The sequence below is a fragment of the Kitasatospora sp. NPDC059827 genome, from assembly GCF_042731675.1.
In the GTDB taxonomy this organism is placed as follows: domain Bacteria; phylum Actinomycetota; class Actinomycetes; order Streptomycetales; family Streptomycetaceae; genus Kitasatospora.
On sequence record NZ_JBHWIV010000010.1, the window covers coordinates 108,328 to 122,897 of the forward strand.

Consider the following 14,570-nt stretch of genomic DNA (forward strand, 5'->3'; position numbering starts at 1 on the left):
GTGGAACGCGTCAGTGGGAGGTTCAGTGCACCGGCGTCAGTAGACGCTGACGTCGTACGCGGCGAGGGCCGCGTTCACCGGCTGGAAGAAGGTCGTCCCGCCGGTGGTGCAGTCCCCGCTGCCGCCGGAGGTCAGACCGAGCGCCTTGTCGCCCTCGTACAGCGGGCCGCCGGAGTCACCCGGCTCGGCGCAGACGTCGGTCTGGATCAGGCCGCGGACCGTCCCGCCGCCGGTGTAGCGGACGGTGGCGTCGAGCCCGGTGACCGTGCCGGTGTGGGTGCCGGAGGTCGACCCGGTGCGGGTGACCGCCTCGCCCACGTACGCGTCGGGGGCGGAGGTGAACACGCCGGGGTGTTCGAGTGCTTCGTTGTCGTAGCGGACCAGCGCGTAGTCGTGGCCGGGGAAGGTGGAGGCGACGGTCGGGCCGATCGCGGTGCGGTGGGCGCCGTCCGCGTACCAGGTGGCGGCGACGTTCCCGCAGTGCCCGGCGGTGAGGAAGTAGTGGGCGCCGCCGTCGGCCACGTTGGAACCGAGCGAGCAGCGGTAGCGGCCGCCGTAGACGGCGTCGCCGGCGGCCAGCAGCGGGGTGAACCGTCCGGGGACGCGCTGGACGGTCAGGGCGGGCGCGTCGGGGCCGACGGCGTGTACGAGCTCGGCGAGCGCGGCCGGGGAGACCGTGCTGTCGGCGGTCACCACGACCCGGCCGCCGGCCCGGTCGACGTACCAGGCCGTCCCGTCCACCTCGGCGTTCAGGACGGCGTCGCTGACCGTGGCGAGCCGCTCGGCCCCGGCGGCGGTGCGGGTGGGCGCTGTGGTGCGGGTGGTAGTGGCAGCGGTCGCGGCGGCGGCGCCGGGGGAGGGCGCGGTGAGGGCGGTGGCGGTCAGCAGGGCGAGCAGTGCGGTGGTCCCGGGGATGCGGGCGGCGGTCCTGCGCATGGTCTTCCTCCTGGGGGCGGGCCCTGGGGGTGGCGCCTTTGGGAGCAGCACGGGCGAGCTGCTCCTGACGGGCGCTGACCGGAAGTATGCGGAGAGCGGACGGTTCCGGTACAGCCTTTCCCGGACGGCGTCGGATGCACGGTCCGGGCGTGCGGAGTTGTGCGTGCGACGCGGTTCGGCTCAGCGCGCCGTGCTCACCGGCACCGGAGGACGGCGTCGACCCGGGCGGCCGTGGCGAGCAGTTCACGGTCGGCCAGCCGGGGCCCGATGAGCTGGACGCCGACCGGGGCGGAGCCGGTGACCGGGAGTGGGATGGTCACCGAGGGCAGGCCCGCGGTGGCCGCCGGGGAGGTGTTGCGGATCAGGGTGTGGAAGGTGGGCGCGTCCCGGCCGTTGAGCGGGAGGCTGTCCTCGTACCGGCGTAGCGGCCGGGCGCACACCGGGACGGTCGGGCTCAGCAGCGCGTCCAGGCCGTGCGCGGTGAACAGCTCGGTGTAGGCCTCCTGGAGGGTGCGGCGGGTGGCGAGCGCACCGCGCAGGCCGGCCTCTCCCGGGTACCCGGGAGAGGCGGGCAGGGCGGCGGCCCCGAGCAGCGCCGCCATGTCCGGGTCGCCGACCGCGGCGATCAGTTCGGCCGGGCCGAGCCCCGCGCCGTGCTCCGCCAGGTAGCGGCCCAGGGCGGTGGCGAACTCGCCGAAGACCAGCGGGAATCCGATCCGGTCGTCGTACTCGACCAGGTGCGCCGTGTCCACCGGCACCCACTCGGTCCGCGCGGCGGTGAGGCGGTCGACGGCCTGCTCCCACGCCGTACGGACCGAGTCCTCCAGGTCCTCGGCGAACACCTGCCTCGGCAGGCCGAGCCGCAGCGGGCGCACCGGGTCGGCGGGGGCGGGGGTGGCGGGGGGACTTGCGGGGGCTCCGGTGACCAGGGCGTCCAGCGTGGTGAGGCGCTCCAGCGTGCGGGCCATCAGGCCGGGGGTGTCCCGGGTGGTGGACAGCGGGGTGACCCCCGCCGAGGAGTAGCGCCCGGCGCTGGGCCGCAGGCCGTAGACGCCGTTGAGCGCGGCCGGGATGGTGACTGACCCGCCGGTGTCGGTGCCGAGCCCGGCCTCCGCCACGCCCGCCGCCACCGCGACGGCCGTACCGCCGCTGCTGCCGCCCGCGAACAGGGCCGGGTCGGTGGCGTTGCCGACCGCGCCGAAGGTGTGGTTGCACGAGGTGGCGCCCAGGGAGAGCTCGTGCATGTTCGTCTTGCCCAGCACGATCGCCCCGGCCGACCGCAGCGCCGCCACCACGGGCGCGTCGGCGGCGGGCACGAAGCCGGCGAGCGCCGGGGTGCCCGCGGTGTTGGGCAGGCCGGCGACGTGGGTGTTGTCCTTGACGACCAGGGACCACGGAGCCGGGCCGCCGGCCCGGGCGGCACGGCGTTCGTCGCTGCGGGCGGCCTGCGCGAGCGCCCCCTCGGCGTCGAGCGTGATGAAGGCGTTGAGGTGCCAGACGGCGGCGGCGCGCTCCAGCGCGGCCGACACCAGGTCGTGGGCGCGGCCCCGGCCGGAGGTGGTGTGGTGCTCGGCCATGGGGGGTCGGCTCCTTCGGTGCTGAGGTACTGGCGTACTGACGTACTGACGTACTGGCGTACTCATGTGCTGACGTACGGGCGTGCTGACGGGCTCGGGTGACGGTCGGTCACACCGTACCGGGGCGGGATCCGGGCCCGGAACCGGTGCCGCGGCGGCGCGGGAGCCCCTGCTACCGGTGCGTGCGGACCTGGATGACGGCGTGGCGGCCGGTGGTGCGCCACGGGGCGCCGGTGGCGTCGAGCTGGGCGACGGTGGTGGGGGCGAGGCCGACGACCACGTCCGACTTCAAGGTGCGCAGGGCGGCGACGGGCGAGGGGAAGTACTCGGCCGCCGTGCGGAACGGGGTGGTCGGCGGCCAGTCGCGGTCGCCCACCAGGCGGCGGTAGTTGAGGTCGCCCTTGAGGATCGTCAGCGCGGCGCCCGCGAGTTCGGACCGCAGGTCGTCCGGCAGGTCGTGGTACGGGAGCGGGGCGCAGAAGAACGGGTGGGTGCGGATCGTGAGCGCGCCGCTCTCCAACGCCCGCCACAGGCGGCGGCCGACGGCCCCGGCCGCCGGTGACGGCGCGGTGCGCAGGCGCTCGACCGCGGCGAGGGCGTCGGCCGTGGTCGCGTCCGACACGAAGTACGGCTGCGGCTTCACGTGGAGGACGACCTCGGCGACCGGGCCGGTGCTCAGCAGGTGGTCGATCAGGACGAGGTCCGGCAGCAGTTCCCGGCCCGCGTTGTCCGCGATGACGCAGACCCGCCCGCCGCCGGCTCGCTGCAACTCGGCCCGCAGCAGCGCGCTGTCGTCGGCGAGCAGGTCGGCGTCGGCCGGGCCGCTGCCCGGCTCGGCGGTGAGCTGAAAACTCAGGTCGGCGCGGTTGCCCCACAGCGCGGACCGCAGCAGCGCGTCCGTCCGGCGCGGCTCCGGCAGGGCGTCGAGCCCGTCGAGCGCGGCCAGTTCCTCGTCGACGGCCGGTCCGGCCAGTTCGGCGTCCTTGAACGGGGCGAACGGGTCGACGCCCTGCCAGGCGCCGGGCCCGAAGTACCCGGTGGCGTCGAGCAGCCGGTGGTAGAACCAGCTCTCCGCCCACAGGAACGGCGCCTCGCCCCACGGCCTGCCCCACAGTCCCTCGCCCCACGCCAGCCAGCGGGCGGCGTCCGGGCCGTCCGCGGCCGGCGGCTCCAGGACGCCGCTGGTGCTCTCGGTGAGCAGCCGCTCCACGGCCGCCCGCTGGTCCGGGCCGTACGGCAGGGCGCCGAGGACCCGGCGGACCAGCTCGGGGTGGCGCTCGTGGAAGACGCCCCAGGCGAAGGAGCCGGGGGCGTCGCTGCGGATCACGGGGGCGTTCGGCACGGTGGGGCTCGGCTTTCTCGTCGTCGCCGCCGAGGGGCGGGGGTACGGGTGCGGGGGGTGCGGGGTCCGGCGGTCGGCGGTCCGAGCCGAGGGTAGACGATCAAGGGCGCCGGAAGGGCCGGGGAGAAAAGTGTTATCCGTCGCGCCGACGCCGGCTCTCCTGGGCGTGGGAACGAACGCGCAAGGTCGCAGCAGAGGGTATGCGGCCGGTCTGCGGGGTTCGAAATGGGGCGCTCCGCACGGAGGCGTGAGTCTCCGGTCGCGTTCGTTCCCACGGCGCCCGGCCGGATCGTCCCGTCCGACCGGCGCCGCCCGGCGGTCCGCACGCAATCCCCCACGGCTGCGGGCCGCCGGGCCCTCGCCGGCCGCAGGGCCGGTCGGTCAGCTGCGGTGGAGCCGCCAGATCTGCTCCTCGCCGGTCTCGGCCGGGGCGATCGCCTTCGCCGGGCGGCGGGCGTGCTCGGTGAAGCCGAGGCGGGCCGGGACGGCGCCGCTGGCGAGGTTGGCCGGGTCGTGCACGATCTCGACGAAGTCCACGCCGGGGAGCCGGAAGGCCTGGTCGACCAGCGCCCGGGCGGTACGGGTGGCGATGCCGCGGCCGGTGGCGGCCGGGTGCAGCCAGTAGCCGATCTCCCGGCCGTTGTCGGCGGTGTCCGCGCGCCGGAAGAGCCCGCAGGCGCCGACGATCGCGCCGTCCAGCAGGATCGCGTAGGTGAAGTCCTGGCCGCTCTCCCACTTCCCCGGCCGCTCGGCCAGGAACTCGGTGGTCTTGGCCTCGCTGTGCTCCGCGACCCACGGCATCCAGGGCCGCAGGTGCTCCAGCGATTCCTCGATGACCCGGAAGAGCTCGGGGAAGTCCGCCTCGCCGCGGAAACGGCGCAGCAGCACCTCGCCCAGGTCGATCTCCGGCTCGGCCGTCTCCGTCAGCTCCGTCTGCTCCGTCTGCTCCGTCTGCTCCGTCAGCTCCATTCACGGATCATGGTCGTCACCCCGCCGCCGGCGCAACGGGATTTCGGCGCCCCCGCAGCAGGTGGACCAGCGCACCCACGCCGGCCGCGACACCGGCGATGAGCAGCAGGGACAGGTCGGCGACGCCCACCATGGCGAAGTCGAACCGGGGGTTCTCGGCGGCCGCGGTGAACTCCGGGTCCACCAGGCCGTCCGGATCCTCGGTGACGCTCACCCGCTCGCCCGCCGCGTCGAAGGACCCGCAGGACACGGACCGGCTGCGCGCCGGGGTGTCGTCGTAGCGCACGGTGCAGGAGTAGCTGGTGCCCTTGCCGTGGTGCACCGTGACGCCCGTGACGGTGCCCGGGTGCACGGTGCCCCGCAGGGAGAGCACGGCGGCCTGAGTGGTGTTCAGGCTCATCAGCGGGACGGCGATCAGCGGGGCGAGCAGCAGCGCCAGCGCCAGGCCCCGCACCACCGCGGACTGCCCCAGGGACAGCACCGCGTAGATCAGGCCCGCCCCACCGGTCAGGGCCAGGGCCAGCGAGGGCAGGATGAACCACGGCCCGAACGCGCCGAGCGCCCCGCCGACGGGGAGCAGCACGGCGGCGGCCGGGATCCACAGCGCCGTCAGCACCGGCCGCCGGGGCCACGGCACGTCGTTCTTCCCGCGCGGAGTCCGGCGACCGCCGGCCCGGCCACCCCGCCGGTGCGGGTGGCCGGCGGCCGGCGCGGGCGTCTCGTGGTGCGTCATGGCGGCAGATCCTGCCAGGTCGGACTGTGGACGGGCGGTGCCGGGGGAGAGCCCTTTACCGGGGCGGGCCGCTTGTGGAGGTCGGTGGTGGGGGAGCTGTGGAACTCGGGGAGGTGCGGGGGTGTCAGTGGCACCGGGCACGATCGGGGGCGGCCGCACACTGCTGGCAGACATGAGCGTGAGGGGGTGGTGGCCGTGGGGCCGAAGCGGATGCTGGTGCTGGACGCGGCGCCGGGGGAGTTGCTCGACCGGGAGCTGGAGCGCCTGGTCGGGCACGGTCTGGCCGTCACGTTGAACCTGCGGCGGGTGGCGGATCCTGCGGGGGTGACGGCCCGGTGGGCGGGGCAGGTGGAGTTCACCGACGTCGACCTGTTCGACGAGGCGGCGCTGCTCGCCGAGCTGACGCGCGGTGGGCTGGGCTTCCACGCGCTCAAGTCCCGGGCCGGTGTGCCGCTGGGCTCCGCGCTCCTCGCGGCGGTGACGCAGACCGGGTTGGCGCACCGGCTGCGGGTGATCGGGCGGGCGGGGGCGGGCACGGACCACGTCGACCTGGCCGCCGCCGCCCGGTTCGGGGTCACGGTCACCCATACGCCCGGCTCGAACGCGAACGCCGTCGCCGAGTTCGCGCTGGCCCAGCTGCTCGCCTTGACCAGGAATCTGGTGCCGTACAACGAGGCCGCGCAGCAAGGCCGTTGGAGCTCGCCCGGCGCGCCCGCGGTCGGACTGTCGGAGCTGACCCTGGGCATCGTCGGGCTGGGCCGGATCGGACGGGCCCTCACCCGGCACCCGGCCCCTGCCACCGTACGGTCGGTCGTGGGCCTGGAGGCCCTGCTCGCCACCAGCGACGTGGTCTCCCTGCACGTGCCGCTCACCCCGGACACCCGGGGGCTGATCGGCCGCGCCGAACTGGCCCGCATGCGGCCCGGTTCGATCCTGCTGAACACCGCCCGCGGCGGCATCGTCGACGAGCAGGCCCTCGCCGACGCCCTCCGCGACCCGGCCCACCCACTGGCGGCGGCCGCCGTGGACACCTTCGCCCACGAGCACGCCGCCTTCGCCTCGCCGCTCTCCGGGCTGCCCAACGCCCTGCTCACCCCGCACGTCGCCGGGATGACCAGGAGCGCCATGGCGGAGGCGGCACTGCGCTGCGCCGACCACGTCGCCGCGCTGCTCGCGGGCCGGCCGGAGGGTGTGCCGGTGGTGAGCTGAGCCATGGGGTCGGCGGGCCGGTTACGGCAGGACCGGTGGGGAGGGTTGTTCCGGGTGCGCGATATTCGGAGGCCTGTGGCGGCGGTGACTCGTATCGTGTGCGAGCGAATGCGAGTGAAGATCGTCGGCTGATGGGGAGTGGTGTGCGGTCCGAGGAGCACGTGGGGTGGGGGCGGGACTTCCCGGTCCGGTACTTGCTGGTGCGGGAGTACTACGACGACGATGACGAGGAGGCGGAGGAGCTCTGGGGGCGCTGCGCGGAGGTCGAGGGGCTGTTCATGGACCCGCCGCCGCTGCCGCGTGAGGTCCTGACGCTGCGGGGGTGCCCGCGGGGGAGCGCGCTGGCCCGGGCGGTCCTGCGGTCGACCGATCCGGTGCGGCTGCTGGGCGACATGGGCCTCGGCATCCACCCCGAGGATCCCGCGGCGGGCGGCTCCCGGTTCTGGGGCCTGGAGAACGTAGCCGTCCTGGCCCACCGTCCCACGCCCGGTGATCCCGATCGTGTGGACATCACCGTCGGTGCCGGGGTCGAGGACGACTGGGGCCCGCAGCTCGAAGCCGCCCCGCGGTTCGAGCTGTCGGCCACCGGCCTGGAGGGCAGCTGCCTGTCGATCGACGGCCTGTCCGGTCCGCGTCCCCGGTGGCAGGTCCAGCCACTGCACCTGATCGGGTGTGAACCCGCCGAACCCCTGCTCGCCGAGCTCCGCTCGCCACGGCAGGAGGACGGCCAGGTCCTCGCGTTGTGGGCGCTGGACCGCAACGGCCGCCGCATGATCCGGTACGGCCTCCACTTCCGCCCCGGCGACGCCCGCCCGTCCGTCCTCGGCGGGGCCCTGATCGACATCACCGTCCCCGACCCCAGCGGCGGCGGCCGGCACGAACCCGGGCTGGCCGAGCGCCCCACCCTGGCGGCCCGCCAGGTCTGGGACGTCTGGTACGCCGGGGTTCCCACTCAGCCCAACCAGTGGGCCCGGTTCGACGCCCGGGGCAGGTCCGCGTGGCTCGACCTCACCAGCGTCGGCCCGTACGGGGTGGGTATCGGTCGCTCGGGCGGGACTTACCACCTCGACGGGCGGCACGTCACAGACCAACACGGGCTGCTCCTGGCACTCGGCGAAGCCCTCCTCGGCCCCGGTGCCAACTACGGAGGGGGCCTTGAATCCGTGAAGGACTACCTGTTCGGCGGACCTTCCGTCGTCCCCCCGTTCACCCTCGTCTGGCACCAGGCCGAGGTCGCCCGCACCGCTCTTGCCGAGCACATCCTCGACCCTCGCGGCGACCGGTCGTACTTCGACGAGACCGTGAGCCTCCTGAGGGCGTACGGCGTCACCGTCGAACTCCGATGACGTCGGCCTCCCGGTCCGCCCGGCCCTCCCCGCGATATTCGGCGGGCGTCGGGGCGGGCGAGCCGTAGGGTTGGCGCGCCGAGACGGCCTGGTAGCGGGGGAGAAGCGTGCGGTCCGAGGAACACGCGGGGTGGGAGCGGGACTTCCCGGTCCGCTACCTCCTGGTGCGGGAGGACATCGACGGTGAGGAGGCGGGCGTGCTGTGGGGGCGCTGCGCGGAGGTCGAGGGCCTGTTCATGGACCCGCCGCCGTTGCCGCGTGAGGTCCTGACGCTGCGCGGCTGCCCGCGCGAGAGCCTGCTGGTCCAGGCCGTGGCGGCCGGCGCCGAACCGGTGCGGCTGTTGGGGGACGGGATGCTCTCGATCGAGCCTGAGGACCCCTCGAACGACGGGCCGGCCCGCTTCTGGGACCTGGAGGACACGGCCGTCCTGGCCCAGTGGCCCACGCCGGGCGATCCCGGGCGCGTGGACATCCTCGTGGGCACCGGCGTCAGGGAGGACGACTTCTGGGGCGGCAGGCGGCTGCCTTCGAGTCCGCGGTTCGACCTGTGGTTCCCCTCGATCCGGGGGGACAGCCCGTCGGGCGGTTGCCGTTCCATCGACGGCCTGCTCACCCCGCGCCCGCGGCGACCCACCCGGCCCGTGCACCTGATCGGCTGCGAACCCGCCGCACCGCTCCTGGCCCTGCTGCGCCGTCCCCTTCCGCAGCAGGGCGACCCGATCACGCTCCGGTGCCTCGACCGCCACGGCCGGACGATGACCAGGCACCGCCTCGACCTGGACACCGTCGAGGCACGCCCGTCCGTCCTCGGCGGAGCCCTGATCGATGTCACCGTCATCGACCCCGGCGACGACCGCCCCACCCCGGCCGCCCGCGCGGTCCGGGAGATCTGGTCCGAGGGTGTTCCCACGCGGCCCGGCCAGTGGGCGCGGTTCGACGCCGAGGGCCGGTCCGCGTGGCTGGACCTCACCCACGTCGGCGCGTACGGGCCGGAGGGCCTCTCCGGCGGGACGTACCACCTGGACGGACAGCACGTCACCGACCGGGCCGGCTTGCTCCTGGCACTCGGCGAAGCCCTGCTCGGCCCCGGCGCCAACTACGGCAGAGACCTGGACGCGATGACGGACTGCCTGGCCGGCGGGTTCTCCGTCGTGCCCCCGTTCACCCTCGTCTGGCACCACGCCGACATCGCCCGCGACGCCCTCGCCGGACACGTCCTGCACCACTGCGGCGGCCTGTCCTACTTCGAGGTGACCGTGAACCTCCTGCGCGAGTACGGCGTCACCGTCGAACTCCGGTGAGGGAGTCGACGGACGATCCCGCCTACCCGACGTGCCAGGTGGGTTCCAGCGGTACGACGTGGCCGGTCAGGGTGGCGACGTCGACGGGGACGTCCGCGCGGGCGCGCAGGGCAGGGAAGGCGTGGGTGGTGTAGGCCGTGTGGTCCTCGGGGGAGGTCCAGAGGGTGGTGACCAGGTAGCGGTCGGCGGCGAGGCGGGTGACGGTGCCCGCGAGGAGGCCGCCGGCCGCGGCCATACCGGGGGCCCAGACGTCGCGTTGGACGGCGAGGAAGTGCTCGGCGCGGCCCGGGTGGAGGTGGCAGTCGGCGGCGCGCAGCAGGGTGGCGTGCCGGAGGGCGTCCGGGAGGGTGGGGGCCGTGCCGGGGAAGGCCTGGACGACGGGGCCGGCGGCGACCTGGATCGATTCCCAACTGCCCTGCTGGGCGGCCTCGGTGGCGATCCCGTCGTGGCGCTCGCGCATGAAGCGGTCGTACCCGGCCCGGTCCGTCCAGAGGCCGTACAGCAGGGCCCGGCGGCCGGTGCCGTCCCAGCCGCCCAGTTGCCCGAGCAGCCCCGGCTGGTCCGCGATCGCCGACCAGCGGCGCTGTCCGGCGGCGAAGCCCGCGCGGGCGCCGGGCCGGACCCGGCAGTCGATCCACTTGCCCCACATGGGCGCCATCATGCTGCGCCGGGTGGGACGAGTGGCAATCGGCCGGAGGTCGCGGGCGGGCTCGGGCCACGGGCGTAGGGCGTGGGGCCGGGCTGGTCGAGCGGGATCTCTGCGGCGGGGGCGGGGGGATGCCTCAGCGGGTGGCGACAGGGGGGAGGCGTTCGAGGATGCGGGCCATGCCGCTGGTCCAGTTGGCCTCCAGGGCGACGACGGCCTGGTCGAGGTCGCCGTCGAGCAGGCACTGGGCGATGCGCTCGTGCTCCTCGGCGGCGCGGCGGAGGATCTCGTCGTCGCCGACCACGACCCGCTCGTAGCGGTGCAGGGTCAGTTTCAGCGAGTCGATCATGTCGCGCAGCCGGGTGTTGGCGCAGCCGGAGAGCAGCAGGGCGTGCCAGGCGTCGTCGTGGCGCTCTATGGTGCCGTGCGGGGCCTGAGGGGCGGAGAAGGCGCGGGCCTCGGCGAGGAGTCTGGGGGCGATCGCGGACAGGTGGGCCGGGTCGGAGGTGCGCAGGGCGAGCGACTCCAGGGCGATCACGATGGCCGTGAGGTCGAGGAACTCCTGCTTGCCGGTGGGTGCGAAGCGGAAGCCCTTGCCGCGCTCGCTGGTGATGATGCCCTCGCGCTCCAGGCTGATGAGCGCCTCGCGCAGGGGGGTCCGGCTGACGCCCAGCTCCTCGGCGAGCTGGACCTCGTTGATCGACTCGCCGGGGGTGAACCGGCCGCGGCCGAGCTGTTCCAGCAGTTCGTCCTTCACCTGCTCGCGCAGCGGACGCCGCTCGATCGCCATCGGGCTTCCCTTCCTCGTTCGTCCCGTAGAGTACCGGCCGCCGTCCGGCCCCCGCCGGGCCGGACGGCGCGGCCGGTCAGGCGGTTCCGGCGCCGTCCACGGCGATGACGGCGCCGCTGACGAAGGCGGCGGCGTCGCTGGCCAGGAAGGCGACGGTGCGGGCGATGTCCCCGGGCTGGCCGATCCGGCCGAGCGGGCGGTCGGCGGCGTCGGCGTAGAACGCGGCGGCGCTCTCGCCGAGCTGACGGGCCTCCTCGGCGAGCATGCCGGTGTTGGTGTCGCCGGGGCAGACGCAGTTGACCCGGATGTTGTCCGGGCCGTGGTCGATGGCCATCGCCCGGGTCATGTTGACCACGGCGCCCTTGGAGGCGCAGTAGGAGACGGCCCGGCCGCCGCCCTTGATGCCCCAGCCGGAGCCGGTGTTGATGATGCTGCCGCCGCCGTTCGCGGCCATCAGCGGGACGACGAGTCCGCTGAGCAGCATGATCGAGCGGACGTTGACGGCCATCACCAGGTCCCAGTCCTCGTCCGAGATCTCGGTGACGGTGGACCGGCGGATGATGCCCGCGTTGTTGAACAGCACGTCCACGCCGCCGTGTTGGTCGACGGCGGTGCGGACGGCCCGCTCGCAGTCGGCGCGCCGGGAGACGTCGCAGCGGACGAAGGTGCCGCCGGTCTCCTTGGCCGCCCGCTCGCCACGGTCGGCGTCGAGGTCGGCGAGGACGACGGCCGCGCCGAGTTCGGCGAGCAGGGCGGCGGTGGCCAGGCCGATGCCGGAGGCGGCGCCGGTGACGAGGGCGCGCTTGCCGTGCAGGTCGATCATGGGGAACTCCTTCGCGGGCGGGTGGAAAGGTGGACGGGTGGACGGGCGCCGGGCGGACGGGGTTCAGGCGGACAGGCGGTAGACGGCGCCGGAGCGGTGGCCGGTGATCACCCGGACGTGCCCGGCGAGGGCATGGTCCAGCTCCGGTTCACCGGTGTCCAGCAGCAGCGGGCGGCCGGCCAGGGCCGCCAGTTTGGCCTCGGTGGCGAGGACCAGCAGCCGGTCCCGGCCGGCCGCGCGCAGCAGGTCGGGGGTGAGCTGCCGGTTGCCGCGGCCGAGCAGGAAGCCCTGGCCGCCGATGGGGGAGAGGGCGATCCAGGGGGCGCCGGGCAGGTCGCGCAGCTGGTCGGCGCGGGCGTCCCGGCACAGGACGGCGGGCGGTGCGTCGGCGTGCAGGCGGAGCAGGTCGACGCCGGTGAGGCTGGTGTCGGGGGCGCCGAGGGCGGTGGCGACGGCGTGGGTGGTGGTGCCGGGGCCGAGCACCAGCAGGCCGCCGGGCCCGACCCGTCCGGCGACCTCGGCGGCGATCCCGCCGATCGTGGACGGGGCGGGGAGGCCGCTGCCGGTCTTGCGCTGCTGGACGCGGGCGGGCAGCACCGGGACGGTCAGTCGGCCGTACAGCCGGGTGCGGACCAGGCCCGCCCGCAGCGCGGCCTCGTCCCGGTCCACCACCTCGGCGGCTTCCAGCCGGACGGCGCCGCGGGCCCAGGCGGTGACCACCTCGGCGGCGGCGTGCGGGTGGACGGCGAAGACGGCGGAGTGCATCTTCACCCCGGCGGGGATGCCGAGCACGGGCACCCCGCTGCCGTCCGGCCCGAGCGCGTCCAGGACGTCCCGGGCGGTGCCGTCGCCGCCGCAGAACAGCAGCAGCCCGGCACCGGCCGCGACCAGGGCGCGGACGGCCGCCCGGGTGTCCGCGGCGGTGGTCGGCGCGGGACCGGGCCGGTGCACCACGCGGGCCGGCAGGCCGGTGACGGCGTCCGCGCCCATCGCTCCCGCGACGGTGAGCAGGCGGACGCCATCGATCTGACCGACCGTCAGCTCCGCTCGCCGCAGCGCCTCCGGGCGGGCCCCGAGCGCCAGCGCGCGCCGCTGGACCTCGGGGCCGTCGCTGCCCTTGAGGCCGACCCGGCCGCCGAGTCCGGCGACCGGGTTGACCACCAGCCCGACCGGGGGTGGCGTCACGGCTGTTCGTCCCGCGGCTGTCCGTCCTGCACCCGAACGTCCTGCACCCGAACGTCCTGTGCCCGAATGTCCTGCGGCTGTTCGCCCTGCACCCGCCCGCCCCGCGGCTGTTCGCCGAGGACCTTGCGGCGGTAGGCGCGCCAGCTGACCGACCAGACCGCCGGGTCGTCCAGCGGCTCGTGCCGGATCCGGTGCACGGTGGAGTTGTGCGGCGCGGTCCGGACCGTCTCCGGGTCCTCGTAGGCCTCCCGGGCGACCTCGGCCAGGATCGCCGCGTACTCGTCCAGGTCGGCGCGGGAGTAGGACTCGGTGGGCTCCAGGGTCATCGGCTCGGGGACGACGTACGGGTGGTGGCTGGTCCAGTAGTGGGTGCCGAAGTCGGCGGCGCGGTGGCCGAGGTCCTCGCTGTGCAGGCCGGTGTCCTCGTTGAGCCGCTGCCAGCTGTACCGGACCTGCTCGACCCGCGGCCGGCCCTCGGCGTACGGGACGGAGACGCCGCGGATCCGCTTCACCCGGTGCAGCAGGTAGTTGTTGTTGAGCACGGCGGTCTCGGCGACCGTGCGCAGGCCCTCGGCGCCGAGCGACATGATCCAGGCGTAGGCGCGCACCAGGTTGGGGACGACGCCGAGGTAGGGGCGGATCTTGCCGATCGACTCCGGCCGGTCGGTGTCCAGCCGGTAGAGCTCGCCGTCGAACTCCACCGTCGGGGAGGGCAGGTAGGGCGCCAGTTCGGCGGTGACCGCGCAGGCGCCGGCCGCCGGTCCGCCGCAGGCGTGCGGGGTGGAGAAGGTCTTGTGCAGATTGAAGTGGCACAGGTCGAACCCGGCCTCGCGGGCGCGGGTGATGCCCAGGATGCCGTTGGCGTTGGCCTGGTCGTAGGCGCACAGGCCGCCGGCCGCGTGCACGATCCGGACGAACTCGGCGATCCGCGGGTTGTAGATGCCGGTGTCCTCGGGGTTGGTGATCAGCAGCGCGGCGGTGCGCGGGCCGACGGCGGCGCGCAGCGCCTCGATGTCGGGGTAGCCGTCGGCGTCCGGGTGCAGGGTGATCACCCGGTAGCCGGCGGTCTTGGCGCAGGCGGCGTTGGAGGGGTGGGAGAAGGCGGTGGTGATGATCTCGTCGCGCTGCTGCGCCTCGCCGCGGGCGGCGTGGTGGGCGCGGATCACCGAGACGTTGGTCCAGATCGCGGCGCTGCCGGCGCCCGGTTGCAGGCTGACCCGGTCCATGCCGGAGATCTCCTTGAGCAACTGCTCCAGGCGGTGGGCGAGTTCGAGGACGCCCTGGACGGTGGAGGCGTCCTGGGCGGGGTGCAGGGCGGCGATCCGGGGGTCGCGGACGAAGCCGTCGTTGACCTTGGGGCTGTACTTCATGGTGCAGGTGCCCTGGCCGACGTCCACGTTGAGGTCGGCGCCCAGGTTCTCCTGGGAGAGCCGCAGGTAGTGCCGGAGCACCTGCTGCTGGCCGAGCTCGGGCAGGGCGGCCGGGGTGGTGCGGCGCAGCGCGGCGGGCAGCCGGGCGGCCGGGTCGCCGACGGCGGCGGTGACGCCGGGTTCGGGCAGCGGGGGGAGCACGCCGCGTTCGCCCGGGGTGCCGAGCTCGAAGATCAGCTTCTCGTCCCAGCGGGCCTGGTGGAAGCGGCGCAGCGCGGGTTTGGCGGCGATCCGTGCGTCGGCGGCCGTGGCAGTCCGATGGTCGGTCACTTCACGATCTCCC

General features: G+C 74.9%; 13 protein-coding genes. 3 read left to right on the forward strand and 10 right to left on the reverse strand.

Features of this window, described 5'->3' with window-relative positions:
* Positions 1-36: 36 nt before the first annotated feature.
* The 5 genes from ACFV8H_RS09185 to ACFV8H_RS09205 form a co-directional block, all read right to left on the reverse strand.
* Complete coding sequence (locus ACFV8H_RS09185; RefSeq protein ID WP_380397819.1) at positions 37-936, reverse strand: S1 family peptidase; 900 nt, start codon at positions 934-936, stop codon at positions 37-39.
* A gap of 194 nt (positions 937-1,130) precedes the next feature.
* Positions 1,131-2,513 carry an amidase family protein gene (locus ACFV8H_RS09190; protein WP_380397821.1) on the reverse strand — a complete coding sequence of 461 codons (1,383 nt, stop codon included), beginning with the start codon at positions 2,511-2,513 and terminating at the stop codon, positions 1,131-1,133.
* A 172-nt stretch (positions 2,514-2,685) separates the two neighbouring features.
* Complete coding sequence (locus ACFV8H_RS09195; RefSeq protein WP_380397823.1) at positions 2,686-3,855, reverse strand: damage-control phosphatase ARMT1 family protein; 1,170 nt, start codon at positions 3,853-3,855, stop codon at positions 2,686-2,688.
* A 381-nt stretch (positions 3,856-4,236) separates the two neighbouring features.
* Complete coding sequence (locus ACFV8H_RS09200; protein ID WP_380397825.1) at positions 4,237-4,824, reverse strand: GNAT family N-acetyltransferase; 588 nt, start codon at positions 4,822-4,824, stop codon at positions 4,237-4,239.
* 16 nt (positions 4,825-4,840) lie between these two features.
* Positions 4,841-5,557 carry a hypothetical protein gene (locus tag ACFV8H_RS09205; protein ID WP_380397827.1) on the reverse strand — a complete coding sequence of 239 codons (717 nt, stop codon included), beginning with the start codon at positions 5,555-5,557 and terminating at the stop codon, positions 4,841-4,843.
* 186 nt (positions 5,558-5,743) lie between these two features.
* Here ACFV8H_RS09205 and ACFV8H_RS09210 point away from each other — a divergent pair, with 186 nt between their 5' ends.
* The 3 genes from ACFV8H_RS09210 (at position 5,744) to ACFV8H_RS09220 (ending at position 9,413) form a co-directional block, all read left to right on the forward strand.
* The gene (locus tag ACFV8H_RS09210) at positions 5,744-6,766 is read left to right on the forward strand and encodes a 2-hydroxyacid dehydrogenase (RefSeq protein ID WP_380397829.1); all 1,023 of its coding nucleotides are present in this window, start codon (positions 5,744-5,746) and stop codon (positions 6,764-6,766) included.
* Positions 6,767-6,897: 131 nt separating this feature from the next.
* Positions 6,898-8,112, forward strand: a complete 1,215-nt coding sequence (locus tag ACFV8H_RS09215) for a hypothetical protein (protein ID WP_380397831.1) — start codon at positions 6,898-6,900, stop codon at positions 8,110-8,112.
* A gap of 107 nt (positions 8,113-8,219) precedes the next feature.
* Complete coding sequence (locus ACFV8H_RS09220; protein WP_380397833.1) at positions 8,220-9,413, forward strand: barstar family protein; 1,194 nt, start codon at positions 8,220-8,222, stop codon at positions 9,411-9,413.
* A gap of 22 nt (positions 9,414-9,435) precedes the next feature.
* Here ACFV8H_RS09220 and ACFV8H_RS09225 read toward each other — a convergent pair whose 3' ends face one another.
* The 5 genes from ACFV8H_RS09225 to gcvPB all read right to left on the reverse strand — a co-directional run bounded on the left by ACFV8H_RS09225 (position 9,436) and on the right by gcvPB (position 14,557).
* Positions 9,436-10,074 carry a DUF4937 domain-containing protein gene (locus ACFV8H_RS09225; protein WP_380397835.1) on the reverse strand — a complete coding sequence of 213 codons (639 nt, stop codon included), beginning with the start codon at positions 10,072-10,074 and terminating at the stop codon, positions 9,436-9,438.
* Between the two features lie 121 nt (positions 10,075-10,195).
* Positions 10,196-10,849: a GntR family transcriptional regulator gene (locus ACFV8H_RS09230; protein WP_380397837.1), complete on the reverse strand. Its 654-nt coding sequence runs from the start codon at positions 10,847-10,849 to the stop codon at positions 10,196-10,198.
* Positions 10,850-10,925: 76 nt separating this feature from the next.
* Positions 10,926-11,672, reverse strand: a complete 747-nt coding sequence (locus tag ACFV8H_RS09235; RefSeq protein ID WP_380397838.1) for an SDR family NAD(P)-dependent oxidoreductase — start codon at positions 11,670-11,672, stop codon at positions 10,926-10,928.
* 63 nt (positions 11,673-11,735) lie between these two features.
* Complete coding sequence (locus tag ACFV8H_RS09240) at positions 11,736-12,857, reverse strand: ATP-NAD kinase family protein (protein WP_380397840.1); 1,122 nt, start codon at positions 12,855-12,857, stop codon at positions 11,736-11,738.
* Positions 12,854-14,557: an aminomethyl-transferring glycine dehydrogenase subunit GcvPB gene (gcvPB, locus tag ACFV8H_RS09245; RefSeq protein ID WP_380397842.1), complete on the reverse strand. Its 1,704-nt coding sequence runs from the start codon at positions 14,555-14,557 to the stop codon at positions 12,854-12,856. The genes ACFV8H_RS09240 and gcvPB overlap by 4 nt, the downstream gene beginning before the upstream one ends.
* Positions 14,558-14,570: the final 13 nt, after the last annotated feature.

What these genes read in the sequence shown, in the direction of transcription:
- ACFV8H_RS09185 (WP_380397819.1), bottom strand. Translation starts at nt 936, where the DNA reads ATGCGCAGGACCGCCGCCCGCATCCCCGGGACCACCGCACTGCTCGCC.
- ACFV8H_RS09190 (WP_380397821.1), bottom strand. Translation starts at nt 2,513, where the DNA reads ATGGCCGAGCACCACACCACCTCCGGCCGGGGCCGCGCCCACGACCTG.
- ACFV8H_RS09200 (WP_380397825.1), bottom strand. Translation starts at nt 4,824, where the DNA reads ATGGAGCTGACGGAGCAGACGGAGCAGACGGAGCAGACGGAGCTGACG.
- ACFV8H_RS09205 (WP_380397827.1), bottom strand. Translation starts at nt 5,557, where the DNA reads ATGACGCACCACGAGACGCCCGCGCCGGCCGCCGGCCACCCGCACCGG.
- ACFV8H_RS09215 (WP_380397831.1), top strand. Translation starts at nt 6,898, where the DNA reads ATGGGGAGTGGTGTGCGGTCCGAGGAGCACGTGGGGTGGGGGCGGGAC.
- ACFV8H_RS09225 (WP_380397835.1), bottom strand. Translation starts at nt 10,074, where the DNA reads ATGATGGCGCCCATGTGGGGCAAGTGGATCGACTGCCGGGTCCGGCCC.
- ACFV8H_RS09230 (WP_380397837.1), bottom strand. Translation starts at nt 10,849, where the DNA reads ATGGCGATCGAGCGGCGTCCGCTGCGCGAGCAGGTGAAGGACGAACTG.
- ACFV8H_RS09235 (WP_380397838.1), bottom strand. Translation starts at nt 11,672, where the DNA reads ATGATCGACCTGCACGGCAAGCGCGCCCTCGTCACCGGCGCCGCCTCC.